This is a genomic window from Streptomyces noursei, from assembly GCF_016917755.1.
Lineage (GTDB): Bacteria > Actinomycetota > Actinomycetes > Streptomycetales > Streptomycetaceae > Streptomyces > Streptomyces yunnanensis.
The window spans coordinates 1,693,061-1,710,554 of record NZ_CP070326.1 but is presented as its reverse complement, the minus strand read 5'-3'; the positions used below and the strand labels follow the sequence as shown (position 1 = coordinate 1,710,554).

At 72.6% G+C, this 17,494-nt stretch carries 15 protein-coding genes and 2 pseudogenes; 7 read left to right on the top strand and 10 right to left on the bottom strand.

Annotated features, from left to right (window positions below; translation table 11 throughout):
* Positions 1 to 46: 46 nt before the first annotated feature.
* Both JNO44_RS07285 and JNO44_RS07280 read right to left on the bottom strand, forming a co-directional pair.
* Positions 47 to 2,632, bottom strand: a complete 2,586-nt coding sequence (locus tag JNO44_RS07285; RefSeq protein WP_205362383.1) for an ATP-dependent Clp protease ATP-binding subunit — start codon at positions 2,630 to 2,632, stop codon at positions 47 to 49.
* Positions 2,633 to 3,033: 401 nt separating this feature from the next.
* Complete coding sequence (locus JNO44_RS07280; RefSeq protein WP_205362381.1) at positions 3,034 to 4,053, bottom strand: MFS transporter; 1,020 nt, start codon at positions 4,051 to 4,053, stop codon at positions 3,034 to 3,036.
* A gap of 6 nt (positions 4,054 to 4,059) precedes the next feature.
* Between JNO44_RS07280 and JNO44_RS07275 the strand changes: the two genes are divergently transcribed.
* The 3 genes and pseudogenes from JNO44_RS07275 to JNO44_RS44390 all read left to right on the top strand — a co-directional run.
* Positions 4,060 to 4,755: a LysR substrate-binding domain-containing protein gene (locus JNO44_RS07275; protein ID WP_240167468.1), complete on the top strand. Its 696-nt coding sequence runs from the start codon at positions 4,060 to 4,062 to the stop codon at positions 4,753 to 4,755.
* 96 nt (positions 4,756 to 4,851) lie between these two features.
* Positions 4,852 to 5,022, top strand: a complete 171-nt coding sequence (locus tag JNO44_RS07270; RefSeq protein WP_167390785.1) for a hypothetical protein — start codon at positions 4,852 to 4,854, stop codon at positions 5,020 to 5,022.
* A gap of 611 nt (positions 5,023 to 5,633) precedes the next feature.
* Positions 5,634 to 5,903, top strand: a pseudogene (locus tag JNO44_RS44390) (cytochrome P450); the annotation flags it as partial.
* Positions 5,904 to 5,932: 29 nt separating this feature from the next.
* Here the strand turns inward: JNO44_RS44390 and JNO44_RS07260 are convergent.
* Complete coding sequence (locus JNO44_RS07260; protein ID WP_205362378.1) at positions 5,933 to 6,718, bottom strand: amidohydrolase family protein; 786 nt, start codon at positions 6,716 to 6,718, stop codon at positions 5,933 to 5,935.
* A 469-nt stretch (positions 6,719 to 7,187) separates the two neighbouring features.
* Between JNO44_RS07260 and JNO44_RS07255 the strand changes: the two genes are divergently transcribed.
* Positions 7,188 to 8,585 (top strand): M64 family metallopeptidase, encoded by a 1,398-nt coding sequence (locus tag JNO44_RS07255; protein ID WP_240167467.1) that lies wholly within the window; start codon positions 7,188 to 7,190, stop codon positions 8,583 to 8,585.
* Positions 8,586 to 8,721: 136 nt separating this feature from the next.
* On the opposite strand, the pseudogene JNO44_RS07250 reads toward JNO44_RS07255, so the two are convergent.
* Positions 8,722 to 9,225, bottom strand: a pseudogene (locus tag JNO44_RS07250) (SDR family NAD(P)-dependent oxidoreductase); the annotation flags it as partial.
* An 83-nt stretch (positions 9,226 to 9,308) separates the two neighbouring features.
* Positions 9,309 to 9,629 (bottom strand): NIPSNAP family protein, encoded by a 321-nt coding sequence (locus JNO44_RS07245; RefSeq protein WP_073446211.1) that lies wholly within the window; start codon positions 9,627 to 9,629, stop codon positions 9,309 to 9,311.
* A 103-nt stretch (positions 9,630 to 9,732) separates the two neighbouring features.
* On the opposite strand from JNO44_RS07245, the gene JNO44_RS07240 reads away from it, so the two are divergent.
* The 3 genes from JNO44_RS07240 (at position 9,733) to JNO44_RS07230 (ending at position 11,800) form a co-directional block, all read left to right on the top strand.
* Complete coding sequence (locus JNO44_RS07240; protein ID WP_073446209.1) at positions 9,733 to 10,038, top strand: ArsR/SmtB family transcription factor; 306 nt, start codon at positions 9,733 to 9,735, stop codon at positions 10,036 to 10,038.
* Between the two features lie 103 nt (positions 10,039 to 10,141).
* Positions 10,142 to 10,495 carry a MerR family transcriptional regulator gene (locus JNO44_RS07235; protein ID WP_189862410.1) on the top strand — a complete coding sequence of 118 codons (354 nt, stop codon included), beginning with the start codon at positions 10,142 to 10,144 and terminating at the stop codon, positions 10,493 to 10,495.
* Between the two features lie 258 nt (positions 10,496 to 10,753).
* Positions 10,754 to 11,800: an ATP-grasp domain-containing protein gene (locus JNO44_RS07230; protein ID WP_205362376.1), complete on the top strand. Its 1,047-nt coding sequence runs from the start codon at positions 10,754 to 10,756 to the stop codon at positions 11,798 to 11,800.
* Here JNO44_RS07230 and JNO44_RS07225 read toward each other — a convergent pair.
* The 5 genes from JNO44_RS07225 to JNO44_RS07205 all read right to left on the bottom strand — a co-directional run bounded on the left by JNO44_RS07225 (position 11,763) and on the right by JNO44_RS07205 (position 17,338).
* A complete protein-coding gene (locus JNO44_RS07225; RefSeq protein ID WP_205362374.1) occupies positions 11,763 to 12,554 on the bottom strand; it encodes an SDR family NAD(P)-dependent oxidoreductase in 792 nt (263 codons plus the stop codon). The genes JNO44_RS07230 and JNO44_RS07225 overlap by 38 nt on opposite strands.
* A gap of 430 nt (positions 12,555 to 12,984) precedes the next feature.
* Entirely contained in the window at positions 12,985 to 13,287 is a 303-nt protein-coding gene (locus JNO44_RS07220; protein WP_205369457.1) for a beta/gamma crystallin domain-containing protein, read from the bottom strand.
* A complete protein-coding gene (locus JNO44_RS07215) occupies positions 13,272 to 13,886 on the bottom strand; it encodes a GOLPH3/VPS74 family protein (RefSeq protein WP_205362373.1) in 615 nt (204 codons plus the stop codon). The genes JNO44_RS07220 and JNO44_RS07215 overlap by 16 nt, the downstream gene beginning before the upstream one ends.
* 278 nt (positions 13,887 to 14,164) lie before the next feature.
* Positions 14,165 to 15,802 (bottom strand): amidohydrolase, encoded by a 1,638-nt coding sequence (locus JNO44_RS07210; protein ID WP_205362372.1) that lies wholly within the window; start codon positions 15,800 to 15,802, stop codon positions 14,165 to 14,167.
* A gap of 93 nt (positions 15,803 to 15,895) precedes the next feature.
* The gene (locus JNO44_RS07205; RefSeq protein WP_205362371.1) at positions 15,896 to 17,338 is read right to left on the bottom strand and encodes an APC family permease; all 1,443 of its coding nucleotides are present in this window, start codon (positions 17,336 to 17,338) and stop codon (positions 15,896 to 15,898) included.
* Positions 17,339 to 17,494 lie beyond the last annotated feature (156 nt).

Here is a 17,494-nt window from a genome sequence, read left to right as displayed (position 1 = left end):
TCGACTCCTCCCGTTGCCCGCGGTCGCGCCGCTCACTTCTCCTGGTTCACTTCACCTGCTCCGCCGGACTGGCCTGGAACGACAGCGCGTCGTCGGCGACGTCCACCCGCACCCGGTCCCCGCTGGACAGCGCCCCGTCCAGCAGCATCCGCGACAACCGGTTGTCGATCTCCCGCTGGATGGTCCGGCGCAGCGGCCGGGCACCGTATTCGGGCTGGTGGCCGCGGTGGGTGAGCCAGTCCACGGCGCTGGGGGAGAAGTCGACGGCGATGTTCTGCGCGTGCAGCCTGCGGCGGGTGCCCTCCAGCAGCAGCCCGGTGATCTGGTGCAACTGCTCGTCGGTCAGCTGCCGGAAGAGGATGATCTCGTCCAGTCGGTTGAGGAACTCGGGCCGGAAGTGCCCGCGCAGCGCGCTCAGCGCCCGCTCCCGCGCGCCATCGTCCGCGCCCGCCTCGGACGGCCCGAAGCCGAGCACCCCGCGACCGCTGCCGAGTGCTTCCGAACCGAGGTTGCTGGTCATCACGATCACGGTGTTCTTGAAGTCCACCGTGCGGCCCTGAGAGTCCGTCAGATGCCCGTCGTCGAGCACCTGGAGCAGCATGTTGAAGACGTCCGGATGCGCCTTCTCCACCTCGTCGAGCAGCAGCAGCGAGTACGGGTGGTGGCGGACCGCCTCGGTGAGCTGCCCCGCGTCCTCGTGGCCGACGTATCCGGGCGGCGCGCCGATCAGCCGGCTGACCGTGTGCCGTTCCTGATACTCGCTCATGTCGAGCCGCACCATGCGGTCCTCGCTGCCGAACAGCGCCTCCGCCAGCGCCCGCGCCAACTCGGTCTTGCCCACTCCGGTCGGGCCGAGGAAGAGGAAGCTGCCGATCGGCCGGTTCGGGTCGGCCAGGCCGGCCCGCGACCGCAGCACCGCCTCCGACACCGCCGTCACCGCGTCGTTCTGCCCGATCACCCGGGTCTGCAGCCGCCCCTCCAGCCCCAGCAGCCGATCCTTCTCCTCCTCCGTCAGACTGCTCACCGGCACCCCCGTCTGCCGCGACACGATCTCCGCGATGTCCTCGGCGGTCACCTCCACGATCCGCCCGTCGCCGCCCACCGGCCGCTCCTGCTGCGTCTCCTCCTGGACGTTGCGGATCCGCTCGGTGAGCGCGGTGATCCGGTCCCGCAGCTCGGTGGCCCGCTCGTACTGCTCCGAGGCGACCGCCTGGTCCTTGTCCCGGCCCAGCTGCTCCACCTCGCGCTCCAGATCGCGCACGTTGGGAGTCTTGGTGGCCGACCGCAGCCGCACCCGGGCACCGGCCTGGTCGAGCAGGTCGATCGCCTTGTCCGGCAGGAACCGGTCGGTGATGTAGCGGTCCGACAGCTCGACCGCCGCCAGCACCGCCTCGTTGGCGTACCGCACCTGGTGGTGGGCCTCGTAGCGGTCCTGGAGACCGCGCAGGATCTGCACCGTGTCGGGCACCGTCGGCTCGGGCACCAGGATCGGCTGGAAGCGGCGGGCCAGCGCGGCGTCCTTCTCGATGTACCGCCGGTACTCCTCCAGCGTGCTCGCGCCGATCACATGCAGTTCACCGCGCGCCAGTGCCGGCTTGAGCATGTTGCTGGCCTCCAGCGCACCGCCCTCCCCGGTACCGCCGCCCGCCCCCACCACAGTGTGCAGCTCGTCGATGAAGACGATCAGCGCGTCGGAGTGCGCCCGGACCTCCTCGATGATGTTGTTCATCCGCTCCTCGAAGTCACCGCGGTAGCGGGTGCCGGCCACCACCGCGGTCAGGTCCAGCGCCACGATCCGCCGCCCGGCCAGCGTCTCGGGCACCTCCCCGTCGGCCAGCCGCTGCGCCAGCCCCTCCACGATCGCGGTCTTTCCCACGCCGGCGTCGCCGACCAGCACCGGGTTGTTCTTCCCGCGCCGCGACAGCACCTCGATGGTCTGCTCGATCTGCTCCTCCCGCCCGATGACCGGATCGATCCGGCCGGCCCGGGCCAGGTCCGTCAGATCCCGGCTGTATTTGTCCAGCGTCGGCGTCTCGTGATGCGGCACGGGACCGTGCTCGGCCCCCGCCCCCGACGGCTGGTGCGTCCCGCCACCGCCGTGCCCGCCCGTGGACGCCTGCGGGTCGAAGTGCGCGAGGTGCAGGATCCGGCCGGCCGCCGAGTCCGGATTCGCGGCCAGCGCCTCCAGCACGTGCTCCGGCCCGATGTAGGAGGCCCCCGTGCCGCGCGCCAGCTCGTGCGCCCCCAGCAGCGCCCGCTTGACCGCCGGGGTCACCGCGACGCTCTTCTGCAGCGGCCCGGACCCGGCGTTGCGGTCGATCTCGGCGGCCAGCACATCCGGATCCGCCCCCGACTGCCGCATCAGGCTCCGGGTCGGCTCCGCGCTGAGCGCCGCCCGCAGCAGGTGCTCGGTGCCCAGCTCGGGACTGCCGTGTTCGGCGGCGTACGCGGCGGCGGAGGTCACCAGATCCCGGGCCGGCCCGCTCATCAGCCGGGCGATGTCCGCCTGCCGCGGCATGGCGGTGCCCCCCTCCTCACCCGGCGACTGCGCGGAACGCCCGAAGAACCGCGCGAGGAAGTCACCAAACGAGTCCGGGCCATAACCCTCCGGACCCAGGGATCCGTTGCTCATGTGCGTCCGTTCCGCTGTCACGACGGTGCCGCGACACGCTGCCTAGTCAGGTACCTCGTGCTCATTTCCGGTGCTGTCGCCCGGTGCGTCGTCGCCGCGACGTGCGACTCCTCTGCTTCAGGATCGACGCCACCGGGACCGTTCGCACCTCCGGCACCTCCCCGCCCGGGCCCCACCGGCCGCCCGAGCGACCCGCCCGCCTGCGTCCCCCGTGCCCCGCCCCTGGCGGAGCCCCCGAACGATCCGCCCGGTCCCCCGCCCGAACGCCCCGCCCGAGCGACTCCCCCGAATGGCGCCGCCGCCCCGGCCCGACATGGCGCGCCGGCCCGCCACGTGGCCGGATCGCTCCCTCGTCGGCACCTCCGGTGGCGGCCCAGCCAGGCCGGTCCCGGGCCCGCGGCTCATGCCGCCGCCCGCCGGCTGTCCGGCACGCCGGGCCGTTCCGCGTCGCGCCGCCAGACGAGCACCGTCAGGGCGATCACGGCGACGAGGACGGCGAGGGCGCGGTAGCCCTCGCCCATCGCATCGGTGAACGCCCTTGTCGCGGCGGCGTGTCCGGCACTGCCCAGGTGGCCGGCGGCCGTCATCGCGTCCGACGTCGAATGCGCGCTGGCCGCGACGGCCGGCGGCAGATGGGCCAGGAACCGGGTGGTGACGACGGTGGCGACGACGGCGATGCCGAGGGCGCTGCCGATCTCGCGGGCGGCGCTGTTGAGCGCGGAACCCAGACCGCTCTGCGTCCTGGGCAGGGCGGCGACGATGCCACTGGACAGGGGCGGGGTGGCCAGTCCCATACCGGTGGCCATGATCAACAGATCGATCGCGTACCGCCAGTACGGCGTCGCGGAGGTCGCCAGCGACAGCAGCACGAGCCCGGCGACGATCAGCGCCATACCGGTGGCCACCACCCGGCGGCTGCCCCACCGCCCGGCCAGTCGGGCGGAGCGCGGCGAGACCACCTTCATGCACAGGCCCTGCGGCAGGATCGCCAGACCCGTTTCGATGGCGCTGAACCCCTTGGCGTAGTGCAGGTACTGGGCGTTGAGGAAGAACAGGCCGAACATCCCCAGGAAGGCACCGGCCACGCCCAGGACGCCGGCGCCCACCGCAGGCTCCGCCAACAGACGCAGGTCGATCAGGGGATGGTCGGCGGACAGGCAGTGCACGACGAACAGCGCGCCGAAGGCGACGGCCGCGGCGAACGCCGCCAGCACGGACGCTGAGGCCCAACCCAACTCCCGTCCTTCGATCAACCCGAACAGCACGGCCGTGAGCGCCCCGACCAGCAGCACGGTGCCCGGCACATCGGATCGGCCCGCGTGGCGCTCGGTGGCCGGAGCCCAGCGGCAGGCCAGCCCGGCGAGCAGGGCGGCGACCGGGACGAAGAGGGCGAAGAACACCGGCTGGGGGGCGCGCTGCACTGTGGCATGGCCACCGCGCGGGGAGTGGGCTGCATCTGCGCGAACGACGCGATGGTCACCTCCGTCGGCGACCACCTGCTCACCTGTGTCGAACGGCAGGCCCCACGGGTGACGTTGCGGTTCCTCGCCGAACCACCCGGCGACCACGCCGGACTGCGGGACGGCAGCGTCGACCTGCAGATGGGCGTCCTGGGCCCGCTTGCGCCCGAGGTCCGCACCGAATCCCTCGCCACCGACCACACCGTCATGGTCATGCGCCCCGACCATCCCCTGGCCGCGGGCGACCTCACCGCCGAGCGGGTGGCCGATGCCAGACACATCGTCACCTCGCGCCGCGGCCGGCTGCGCGGACCGCTGGACGACGCCCTGGCCGCGCTGGGCCTCAGCCGCCGCGCCGCCGTCGTCGCCCCGACGTTCGCCGCCACGCTGCTGATGCTCGCCAACCGGCACGACGTGATCGGGTTCTTCCCCTGGCGCCAGTACCGGACCAACGTGCGTACCCTCGGCCTGGTCGCCCGTGAACTGCCCTTCGCCCTGCCCCCGCTACGGCTCTCCCTGGCCTGGCATCCACGCGACGACGCCGACCCCGCCCATGAGTGGCTGCGTTCCCGCATCCGCGGCTCCGTCCAGGCGGTCCTGGAACGAGACGACACGCCCACCCATCCGTGGGGCGCCGATCGGCTCGGCCGTCGCTCCCGGTGATTCGCCCCTTCGGGTTGCTGCCGGCGGAAAGGCGTTCCGGGGCCCGATCGGGCCGCTATCTTTGAAAGCTTCACAATGCCGGAAAGGGAGGAAGGTATGAGCATCATGCCATGGACCATCGAGCGTATTCGTGAGGCGCTCGCCAGCCCGTCCCTCGCCCGGCGCTTCGACGACGAGATGGATCGGGCGCCGGCTGACGAGCGGCCGCAGGTGTTCGCGAAGTGGCAGCGGATCGCGGGCGGCCTGCGGGCGACCGGCGACCACTGACGCCTGTTGTCTGTTGCCTGTTCGGGCGGGCCGGCCTGGTGACCCACCTGCTCGCGGCCCGTCCCGATAGCGGGCATCCGGGGCGCGCCGGTCGGGGATGTGCGTCGGGCCCAACCACGGCGACGTACATCCCCGACCCCACCCACCGGTCTCCAGGACCAACGCCGCGCGGCCGGAATGGTCACCGCCGGAATCGATGCGGGCGGGGCGGAGCGAAGGGGCCGAGGTGGCGAGGGGGAACCGGCCGAAGAGGGTGAGGGGAGGCAACCCGACCGGGCGGAGCAGCCGGGCCGGATCGGATCGACGTGCAGCCAGGGCCAGTTGACGATCGGGCCGGTTGACGATCCGGTTTCCGATGACGTCCAGGGGCATGGCCGCGCTCGCCGACCGGATTTCTGCCGGCTGCGCCCGACCACCTCTCATCGGGGCAATGTATGAGGGAACGGGATCTGGTCGTCGGCGTGGGAGGAGCAGCGGGTGGAGTCCTGTGAAGCGGGTCGCCAGGCGGACGGGTCGGCCATGAACATCCCGGGCCCGGAGCCCCGGGCCGACGGTGGGGCCGGCGCCATCGCGGCGGCCGGCGGGCTGCACGGCTATCAGTTGCGGCTGCACCCGACCACTGGCCCGAGCCCGAGAAGTTCGTGCCCGAGCGGTTCACGCCGGACGAGGTGGCCGCACGACCCAGGCTGGCCCACATCCCCTTCGGGTTCGGGCCGCGCGGCTGCGAGGGGGCCGCCCTGGCCGTGGTCGAGGCCACGTTGGTGCTGGCCGTGCTGCTCAAGCGCTTCCGGTTCCGACCGGTACCGGGGCACGAGGTGACGCCGATCGAGCGGTTCGTCCTCTGGGCGGCCGACGACATCCGGATGCGCGTGAGCCCGAGGGCTCCGGGTAGGCCGCGGCCCAAAGTCCTTCACAGGCCGAGCAGTTCGGCAATGGTGTCGCCCAGTACGCGATCGCGCAAGGCGCCCGGCCGGGTGACGCGTTCGACGGTGGCGCGGGCGAGGACCGGGTCGCCGTACGGGGCGTCCGATCCGAACATCGTCCGCTCAGGCACCTCGGTGATGGCCAGTCGTACGGCGAAGATGATGTGCGCCGTCGACAGTTCCAGGTAGACGTTCGGGGTTTGGCGGGCCAGCTCGATCGCCGTCAGCCAGTTGAGCCCGCCCAGTTGGCTGATCACCAGCGGGACGGTCGGATAGCGGCGCGCGAGGCCGGCCAGCGTCGCCAGGTCATCCGCGGTGGTCGGGGCGAAGCCGTGGACGACGACCGGCAGCCCGCGGTGGTCGGCGGCCGCCTGGAGCACCGGCTCGATCTGACCGGCTCCGTCCGGCGGCGGGGTGAGCTCACCGATGCCGCGGAAACCCCTGCCCACCACCTCCCGTTCGACCTCGGCCGCTATCTGCTGCGCCGTCAGGTCCAGACGCACCTTGCCGAATCCGAGGAAGCGGTCGGGGTGTGCCGCGCAGGCCGCGTCGAGTTCCCGCCGTGCGGCCCGGTAGCCGTCCGGGGCGTCCGACCGCCCACCGATCGTCTCGTGCAACACGCTCATCTCGCGGCGCAACGAGGCCAGATCGGTGGCCCGTTCGGGGTGCGGACGGGTGCCGAAGAGTACGGCGCGGTCGACCCCTGCCTCGTCGAGCAGGGCGAGGTGGCTGTGCACGGGGTCGTGGACGTGGCTGTGCGCGTCGATGATCAAGGAATTCTCCTGGTCGGAGGGGAACGGGCGGAGCGGTACGAGCGGCCGCGGGGGAGTGCGGTCGCCGTGGTGCAAGTGTCGAAGGTTGACACCGTGACAAGGTCAAGCCGAGTGGGGGGAGCTACGGACTGGACTGGACTGGACCGGGGCGGGGCGGGGCGGGGCGGGGCGGAGTGGGCCGGGGCGGAGCGGGTGTCGGGATCGGTGCGGATGCCTGTGAAATTTCCCCCGGGGGTCGGGTGCGGGGGCGGACGGCCCCCGCAGGCCGCGCCACGCCCCCGCGGTCTTTTCACACCCCACGCGCGGATTCACTTCCCGACCGCTCCCGACGACTCCACGTCGATCGGTCGGGCGTTCCGTGCCATCGTTGCCTGGCGTTCCGGCCGACCGCGTCAACTCGGCTCGGAGTCGACCGGCGCGCCATCAAGTAGCGTGGAAAGAGGAGCACTTCGTGCACATACCGATACCCATGCGTCGGATGAGACCGGTGGGCGCCGCCGTGGGTGCCTGCGTTCTGGCGTTCGTGAGTCTTTCCGCCTCCGCCGTGGCGGCCCCCGGCCCCCAGTCGGTCGGAGCGGAGACCCCCGGCCCCCACCGGGTCCGGGTCGAAGTCCCCGGCCCCGCCGGTGGCGAGGCCGGAGCGGGTTACCGTTCCGTCCCCCGGACCTTCCACACCCCGAAGGCGGCCTTGACGGGCCCGGGTCGGGCAGCCGACGGGCAGGTCACCAAGGTGATCGACAACGGCGACACCAAGGACCGCCTCGACGTCGTCGTCATCGGTGACGGCTACACCGCGGACCAACTCGACCAGTTCCACCTCGACGTCAAGGAGAAGTGGAACGACTTCCTGGGCGTGGAGCCCTACCGCACGTACCAGAAGCTCTTCAACGTCTGGACCGTCGACGCCGTCTCGGCGGAGAGCGGAGTCAGCGGCGACCCCGGTCAGGACGTCGTCCGCAACACCGCCCTCGGTGCGCACTTCTGGTGCGACGGCACCGAGCGACTGCTCTGCATCGACCAGCAGAAGGTCGACTCCTACGTCGCCAAGGCGCCGCAAGCCGACCTGGTGGTCGTGCTCGCCAACAGCACCAAGTACGGCGGCGCCGGCTACAACGAGGCCAGTGCGACCCTCGGCTACGACGGCATCGCCACCTTCTCCGCCCACAACAAGGACTCCAGCCAGGTCGCCGTCCACGAGACCGGCCACTCCCTCGGCAAGCTCGCCGACGAGTACTTCTACCCCGGCGTACCGGAGTACGAGCAGTACACCGGGCCGGAGATGCCGCAGGCCAACTCGTCCGTGCTGACCGCGGACGCAATGGCCGGTGCGCGCGCCAAGTGGTACCGCTGGCTCGGCGCGACCTCGCCGGACGGCGGGGCCGTCGGCGCGTACGAGGGCGGCAACTACTACGTCAAGGGGCTGTACCGCCCCACCGACAACTCCCTGATGCGCACCCTGGGCAAGCCCTTCAACCTGCCTGGCGCCGAAGCCATGATCGCCGGCTTCTACCGGCACGCCAAGCCGGCCGTCCCGGTCGGCGGCGCCCGGACCTGGAGCACCACGGCCCGCCTGGCGCTGCCCCGGGCGAACGACACCGCGCACGGCAAGGTGACCGTCCGCTGGTATCTCGACGGGAAGGAACTGCGCCGCCACCGCGACCGCGACCGGGTGGCGATCGGCGAACTGGCGCTGGGCCGTGGCGCCCACCGGCTGACGGCGACCGTCACCGACGCCACCTCCGCGGTGCGCGACCCGGCCGTCCGCGCCTCCCTGACCGGATCCACCAGTTGGACCGTGCAGCGCGGCCGAGGGGCCGCCGTGGACGCCACCACCCGGCCCGTGGCGAAGCCGGACGGCGCGCGGTAGTCGGACGCGGACGGACCGGACGCCGACGGACCGGACGACGGCTGGACGGGGTGGTGGAGTCCCCGTCCAGCCGTGGGTGCGGTGCCGGCCCGGCCGGCGTCCGTCGTCGTGCTCTCGTGCCCTGCGAGCCCTCAGCTCACCACGGGAGCGGGCCCGCGGCGTCGAAGTAGCCGCCGGTGGGGCCGTCGGGCGTCACCTGCGCCATGCGGACGATGATCTCGGCGCCCTCCTCGACGGTCTGCGTGCCGGCGTGTGCGTTCAGGTCGGTCGCGGTGTAACCGGGCTCCACCGCATTGATCCGGATGTTGGGGAACGCCTTGGCGTACCGCACCGTGATCATGTTGACCGCGGCCTTCGACGCCGGATAGGCGACGCCCGGGTAGGCGTACCCCGGCGCGTCCGGGGTGCTGGCGCGGGCCAGCGAGGCCAGGCCGCTGCTGACGTTGACCACGACCGGCGCCGCGGACCGCTGCAGCAGCGGCAGGACGGTCTGGCTGACGCGCACCATGCCGAAGACGTTGGTCTCGAACACCTGCCGCATGATGTCGGCGGTCACGTCCGCGGCGCCGGCCACCCCGCCGTCCGGCCCCCGCACTTCGACACCGGCGTTGTTGATCAGCACGTCCAGTCCGCCGTCCGCCGGGCGGTGCGGTCAGCCAGTGGTTTCCTCGTCCTGGGATCGGCGCTACCGGGCAGAGCCGTCGGCGGCCGGGGCCGTGGTGGTCACGGCACGGGGGAGAAGTCGGTCGGTGCGAGGATCCGGTTCTCCATGGTGAGCAGCAGGTCCGCACGCTTCATTTCGGCCAGATATGCCTGCCACTCCGGGTCGGCGTACAGCGCCGCCCGGCGGCGTTCCCGGTCGGCCTGGTCCTCGTAGGCCCAGAGGTGGACGACCTGGTCGTGCCGGCCTTCGACCGGGACGTACCACCCCACGCACCGGCCGAGGTACCGCTCCTGGAGCGGGTAGCCCTTCTCCCGGTAGAGCGCCACCCAGTCCGCCACGCGGGTGGGCCGGACGGTGTACACGCGGTGGTCGACGATCATGACGTTCCCCTGTCGCAGTCTCGTGCGGTGGTCGTTGTCCGTGCTCCCGTCCGACCATACATCGATGTTCGTCGATCATCGATGTAATGCCTAGACTGGTGCCATGCGCTCCCTCGACCATCCGCAGCTGTCCTCGGTCTCGCTGTCCGACGCCCTCGCCGCGCTGGCCGATCCGACCCGCCGGGCGATCGTGCGCGTACTGACCGACGGCCGGGAACACCCGGCCGGCGACTTCGACCTCGGCGTCGCACAGTCCACGCTCAGCCACCACATGAAGAAGCTCCGCCAGGGCGGCATCACCCACAGCCGACCGGAGGGCACCCGCTGCTGGGTCTCGCTGCGCCCCGAATTCGACGAGCGGTTCCCGGACCTGCTGCGCACCGTGCTCACCCTCGACGCGGACGCCTGACGCCGGGCCGCCAACGGGCCGCGCGGCGGGGGAATGCCGGCGCCGCGAACGGTGTTGGTGCCTGGCGTCGGGGCAAGGTCGACCCGGACGGGGAGCGGGAGCGATGCTGATCGGGCAACTGGCGAGGCGCACCGGAACGAGCGAGCGCCTGCTTCGGTACTACGAGCGCGTGGGCCTGCTCGCCTCGCGCCGACTCGCCAACGGGTACCGCGACTACGACGACGCGGCGGAACAGACGGTCCGTCAGATCCGGGCCCTGCTCGCGGCCGGACTGCCCACCACCCTGATCCGGCAGGTGCTGCCGTGCGGCCTGGCGGACGGCTCGCTGCGCCCCTGCCCCGGAGTCCTGGACAAGCTCCGCGCCCAGCTCGCCCACCTCGACCGGCGCGCCGAGGAATTGGCGCAGGCCCGGCTGACCCTCCGCCGGGCGATCGACGCCACCGAACGGACCGCCTAGGTCGTGTCCGCGAAGTTCCGTCGTTCGCCCGGAGGGCGGGGTGGTCGGTCCGTCGGTCTGCGGGCCCCGCTCGCGGCTCCGTGGCCGGTCACACCCTGTCAGGCCCCGCGCCACCATTACGCTCGGAGGTGTCGGGCTCGCGGATCGTCGCGGGCAAGCGGTGGCGCAGTCCGGCGAAGGGCGTACCGAACGTTCGCCGGTCGGGCCGGGAGAGGCTCCTGCCGGCTCCAGCGGTCAGCTAGGGAAGAGGAGCAGGGGATGCCGTCGGCGATCGACGCACCGGCCGAGGTCTGGGTGCTGGCGCGGGAACACCCGGCGCCGCTGATGAGGGCGACCCGGGCCCTGAGCCAGGCACTGGAGGAAGCGTACGGGCCGCGCTTCGCCGTCTGGCATTCCGATGAGCTCCTCTTCGGCGTGCGGGACGGCCGGTTGGTGCTGCGGAACCTGGGCGGCCAGGACGTCCCGCCGCCCAAGGTCGTCCTGGTGCGGCAGACACCCGGCTCCATGGCGCAGCACCGCGAACTGACCCTGCTCCGGCACCTGGAGCACCTGGGGGCCGTCCTGATCAACTCGGCGGCGGCCCACCAACTCTGCGGCAACAAGATCTGGCAGTTCCAGGAGCTGGTCTCCGCCGGACTGCCGGTGCCCGATTCCCTGTCGTACGCCACCGCGCCCTTCGCCGGGGTGGTGCGCAGCCCTCAGGTCGAGACGCCGTGCGTGGTGAAGAGCGTCAACGGGCGCAACGGCGCGCATGTGTTCCTGGCCCCGGACGCGGAGATGCTGCAGTCGCTGTCGGGCAGCCTCGCCCAGGACGTGCCGCTGATCCTCCAGGAGTACGTCGCCCCCTCCCACGGTCGGGATCTGCGGGTGATCGTCGTGGACGGTGAGCCGGTCGCGGCGCAGATCCGCAGCTCCCGCGACGGGTCCCTCGCCTCCAACCTCGCCCGGGGCGCCTCCGCCGAGTTGTGCCCGGGCCGCTATCCGGAGGGCGAGGCCCTGGCGGTCCGGGCCGCCCGCGCGCTCGGCCTGACCGTCGCGGGGGTCGATCTGCTCTTCACCGCCGACGGCGGGCACACCCTCTGCGAGGTCAATGCGGTACCCGGCTGGCGGCCCCGTATGACCACGGTGATGCCCGCGATCCTCGCCGCCGTCGAGAAGCTCCTGGCCGGGGCCGGGGCCGGGGCCGGGGCCGGGGTCGGGGCCGGGGCGCCGCGCGGGGATGCCGCCACCGGCCGGGCGACGGCGGCGGGAGGCGGCGCGGGCGGCCTCACCGACGCCAGAGGTAGCGTCCCAGGGCTCGTTTGAGGGGGCGGGGAGTGAGGGGGAGCAGCGCCGCCGCGACCTTGTAGGGAGCCCCGGGCACGCAACGCCCGCTGCCGGCGGCGACGGCTTTGAGGCCGGCGGCGGCGACCTGCTCCGCCGCCAGCCAGCAGAACCCCGGCACCCAGGCGGCGGTGAGGCCGTTCGAGGCGAAGTAGTCGGTCCTGGTCAAGCCGGGAAGCAGCGCGGTGACGTGGATGCCTGCGCCGCGGTTCTCGATGGCCAGGGCCTCCGAGAAGTGGGTGAGGAACGCCTTGGTCGCGGAGTAGGTGGCCAGCGAAGGTGAGGGCAACTCGCCCGTGAGGGACGAGACGTTGAGGATTCCGCCGTGCCCGTCCGCCCGCATCCGCGACAGCACGCACCGGGTGAGCCGCACCGCTGCCTGGCTGTTCAGCCGTACGGTGGCCTCCTCGTGGTCCACCGGGAGGTTGGCGAAGACGCCCACCGCCCCGGAACCGGCGTTGTTGACCAGGAGCTCGACCGGCCGGGCCGCGTCGGTCAGACGGGCCTCCACCCGCGTCAGCGCTTCGGTGTCGGTGAGGTCCGCCGGCAGGACCTCCACCTCGACGCCGTGCGCACGGCGCAGTTCCTCGGCGAGGTCCCGCAGCAGCGGCTCCCGGCGGGCGACGAGCACCAGGGTGACGCCCCGGGCCGCCAACTGCCTGGCCACGGCCGTTCCGATGCCGCTGGAGGCGCCGGTGATCAGCGCGGATCGGTAGGGATAGGGCCGGTCAGCCACAGGCGAGCTCCCCCGTCGGCGGGTGCGCGGGCCCCAACGAAGCGGCCGAAGAGCGTCCGTTGGGAAAGGGGCGCATGTCGAGCAAAAACCGTACAACACCTGAAGTCCGGCATGACAGGGCGCACGGGATCGCAAGATACGGGCGGGCGTGCGCCTCCGAGGCGGGTCGCGAGCGTCCGCCCCGCAGGGTCTCGGGCCACGGCCGGAGAATCTCCGACTCGGGGCATCGGGACAGCAGAACGACGACTCGCGGCGTGCGGCGACTGCTCCACCGACTGGTGCCGGCCACGCCGGGGAGGAGTTGCCGGCACCGGTGGCCAGGGTGCGAGCGGATTCCCGCTACGGAACTGTCATGCTCGGCCGACCTGGGGCGGTGGCCAGGACGGACAGTCGGTCAAAGAGCCGTCCTGGCAAGCGATCTGTCGCTTCGTCAGAGGATTTCGATGGCGGTGACCTTCGGCGGACGGTTCGGGAACGTGATGTCGTGCCACCGTTCGATCTTCACCGAATCGCCGTTCTCGTCGTAGTAGATCAGGTCGTTGTTGCCCGTGGAGATCCTGTCGACCCACCACCCGCCGAAGTCGGTCCTCCCGCGGTTCGCGTAGCAGTCCACGCTGTCGCGGCCGTCGCTGTGCGACCAGATCTTCAGGAAGTTCTCCCCGCCGCGGCATTCGACGTGGTCGATGGCGAACGCCCGGCGGTCTTCCGCGGTCCGCGTCAGTCGCCGCGCCAGATGTTGTCGAAGGCGGCCTGCTCGATCGCGCGCCGTTGCCGCATGGCCTCCAGGTGCATCAGTGCGCCGTGGACGGCGGCCAGCACGGTGTCCACGCCGTCGTCGTCCACCCCCGGGGGGTTCGCGGCCTCCGTCCGGTCCTCGCCGTGGAGCCCGAGGGCCGCCGCGAGGGCGGTCAGGACGGGCTCGTCGGCGGCCCGACGGTGTGCCGCGGCGCGTCGCTGCGGGGAATCGGCCAGCACGATCTGGCCGGCCCGCAGGGGGATCCCGCGGCGGCGCTGCCGACTGAGCAGCCCTTCCGCTTCCAGGGTCGCCAGATAGGTCGCGGACAGGCCGCGGCCGCGGCGCCACAGCCAGTCCTCGACCGACTCGTAGGGCGTCTCGCGGACCAGGTCCGCCGCGGCCCGGTCCAGCAGGGGATCGTCCGTGTTGGGGCGGTAGCCCGGCACGATGCGATCGTCGTCCAGGGTGAGGGCCTGGGCATCGAGGAGGTCGATCACCTCGGCCCCGGCGAGCGCCAGTGACAGGTTGCCCTGTTCCACGTGGTGGCCGGGCGCCACGTCCACGGCGGTGATCATCAGGTCCCGTGCGGTGCTCATCGCTCAGGTTCGCCTCGATCCGGAGGGTCGAAGGGGTCGTTCCGCACGTCACCCCCGGCGGCGGTCCCGGGGCCCGCCGCCGGCGGTGACCTGGAGATATCGCGTTGTCCTCGGTCGGCGCACGCCGGCGTCCGGCGCGCGGGCCCCCCGTCCTCCTCCTCCAGCAGACCAGCTCCGGCCCGATCGTGCGCGCCGAAGGGCCGGCGGAAGTGGGCGCGGGGGCCGGGGCGACGACCACCGGCCGCCCCCCTCCGCCCGCGCCACGGGTGCGGCCCGGGTCAGTCGGCCGTGTACACCCGTACCCCGCCGACGTACGTCTGGAGGACGGTGGCCCGGGCGATCTCCTGGGGCGGGGCGGTGAAGACGTCCCGGTCGAGGACGACCAGGTCGGCGAGGTGGCCGACCTGGAGCGTGCCGGCGTCGTCGAGGCCGTTGACGTGCGCCGAGCCCGCGGTGTAGGCGGCGACGGCGGTGCTGAGGTCGAGGCGCTGCTCGGGGAGGAAGACCCGGTCGTCGGTGGCGTCGGGCTCCTGGCGGTTGACGGCGACATGGAGGCCGGCGAGCGGGTCGGGGCTGCTGACGGGCCAGTCGCTGCCGGCCGCGAGGGTGGCGCCGGCCCGCAGCAAGGCGCCGAACGGGTACTGCCAGCCGGCGCGTTCGGGGCCGAGGAAGGGGATGGTCAGCTCGTCCATCTGGGGTTCGTGGGCGGCCCAGAGCGGCTGGATGTTGGCGATGGCGCCGAGCCGGGCGAAGCGGTCGAGGTCGTCGGGGTGGACGACCTGGAGGTGGGCGAGGTGGTGCCGGGCGGTGCGGCGGCCGTTGGCCGCGCGGGCCGCCTCGATGGCGTCGAGGGCCTCGCGGACGGCGCGGTCGCCGAGGGCGTGGAAGTGGACCTGGAAGTCCAGTGCGTCGAGTGCGGTGACGTACTGGCGCAGCGCCGTGGGGTCGACGAAGCTCAGGCCGGTGTTGGTGGTCGCGCAGCCGCAGGCGTCGAGGTAGGGGCTGGTCATCGCGGCGGTGAAGTTCTCGGCGATGCCGTCCTGCATGATCTTGATCGCGCCGGCCCGGAACCGTCCGTGGGCCAACTCGGCGCGCCGCGTGACGAGTTCGGGGATCTGCTCGGCGCCGCGGGCGCGGTCCCACCAGAGCGCGCCGGTGACGCGGGCGGTCAGGCTGCCCTCGCGGGCGGCGGTGAGATAGGCGTCCGACGGGTCGGCCTGCCCGTGGAAGGCGCCGAGCAGGGCGTCCTGCCAGCCGGTGATGCCGAGGGAGTGCAGCAGTTCCTGGGCGCGCAGCAGGCCGGCCAGGCGGTCGGCGGCGGTCCGCTGCGGCAGGACCGCGGCGAACAGGCCGGTGGCGCCCTCCTGGAGGACACCGCTCGGCGTGCCGTCGCTCTCGCGCTCGATCCGCCCGTCGGACGGGTCGGGGGTGTCCTTGGTGATGCCGGCCAGTTCGAGCGCGCGGGTGTTGACCCAGGCGCCGTGGTGGTCGCGGTTGGGGAGGTAGACCGGGCGGTCCGGTACCACGGAGTCGAGGAGTTGGCGGGTCGGCAGGCCGCCGGCGAAGCTCTCCAGCGACCAGCCGCCGCCGGTGATCCAGGTCCGCTCCGGGTGGGCGTCGGCGAACTCGCGGATCCGCCGCAGGGAGGCATCGGCGTCGTTCGTTCCGGTGAGGTCGCACTCGGCGAGCTCCAGGCCGCCGAAGACGGCGTGGACGTGTGCGTCCTGGAAGCCGGGCAGCAGCAACCTGCCGCTGAGGTCGACCACTTCGGTTCCGGGGCCGATCAGCTCCCGGACCTCGTCGTGGCCGACGGCGGTGATCCGCTCGCCGGTGACGGCCAGGCTGCTGGCCCGGGTGCGGGCGGCGTCCCCGGTGTGTACGGGACCGTGGGTGAAGACCAGGTCGGCCTTGGGCATGGGGGGGGTACTCCAGTCGGGTCGGCGGACCGGGTGCGGTCCGCGGCGGTACGGCGGTACAAGCAGTACAGGGGGAGGCGGATCGGGGGGCGGTTATTCGGTCGGTGCGGGCGCCCCTGCGTCCGGCCGCCCGGTGAAGTAGGGGGCGCGGCGGTGCCAGCGGGACCAGGCGGCGGCCAGCAGGCCCGAGACGAGCATCAACGCGACCACCGCGAGCTCGAACCAGCCGTTGTCGGCGGCGAGTTCGAAGTGGTCCGCCGATCGGTAGAAGTCCCAGGAGAGGTATCCGCCGACGGCGAGCAGGGCGAGCGCGCCGAGCAGTGGTGCCACGACCACGCGCAGTGCCTCGGCGGGCGCGGTGCGCAGCAGCGCGCGGAAGCGCACCGCGGCGGCGAGCGCGGTGAGGGCGTAGTAGAGCGCGACGACGATGCCGATGGCGTTGACCGCGGCGGAGATCAGCGCGCCGACGGTGGGGATGACCAGCGACAGCACGGCGAGGACGCTCGCGATCGCGGTGATCAGCAGGGTGCCGGCGGCGGGCGTCCGGTAGCGGGGGTGGAGCCGGGTCCACACCCGGCCGAGCGTGCCGTCGCGGCCCATCGCGTACATCCCGCGCGCCGTGGGGATGACCGCGGCCTGGAGCGACGCCGCCGCCGAGAAGGTCAGGGCGATCAACGGCAGTGCGGCGAGCGGCTGATGAGCCAGTTTGGCGCCGAAGTAGGTGAGCCCGTGCGCGCCGTTGTCGGCCAACTCGCCCAGTGGGAGGACCCGTTGGAAGGCGGTGCCGGCGAAGACGAAGAGCAGCATCATGATCGCCAGGGCCAGGAAGCCGCCGCGGGAGGCGTCCCGCGCGGTGCGGACCTCCTCGCCGACGCTGAAGACCGATTCGAAGCCCCAGTAGCAGAACACCGCCAGCACCATGCCCTGGGCGAGTGCCTCCAGCGAGGGGAGGGCGAACGGGTTGAACCACTCCATCGAGAACGGCTGGTCGCCGGCGATCAGGCCGTAGCCGCAGAAGCCGAGCAGCACCGCGTACTCGAAGACCAGCAGGTACCGCTGGAGCCGGGCGGCGAGGTCGAGCCCCCGGACGGCGACCAGGGCGGCGGCGATCAGGACGGCCAGGCCGATCAGGGTCGACTGGAGCGTGGAGTCCGGGTCGAGCGCGAGGCCGCCGATGCGGTGGACGGCGGCCTCGCCGAGGAGTTGGAGCACGGCTGAGCCGGTGACGGCGGTGGTGTAGGCCATGAAGACGACGGTGCCGACGACGTTGAGCCAGCCGGTCAGGAAGCCCAACCAGGGGTTGAGGATGCGCCCCACCCAGCGGTAGCTGCTGCCGGCGTCGGGTTCGACGCGGTTGAGGCGCCCGTACGCGCCGGCGATGGCGAGCACCGGCAGGAAGGCCACCAGCATGATCGCCGGCAGGTGCAGGCCGACGACCCCGGCCATCAGGCCCAGACCGATGCCGATGCTGCTGGTGGCCGCGGTGCTCGACGCGGCGATCACCACGGCGCCGCCGACCCCGAGCGACCGTTCCATGGCGGCCGGGCGGTCACCGCTTTCCGTTCCCCGGCCCGTGCTCGTGCCCTTGACCTTGGCTGTCAATGGATCACCGCCGTACTCGTGTGGAATCCGACCGGATGGCCGGTTGGCTGGACATGAAAGCCCCCGCGCACTTCACACGTCAATGACGTT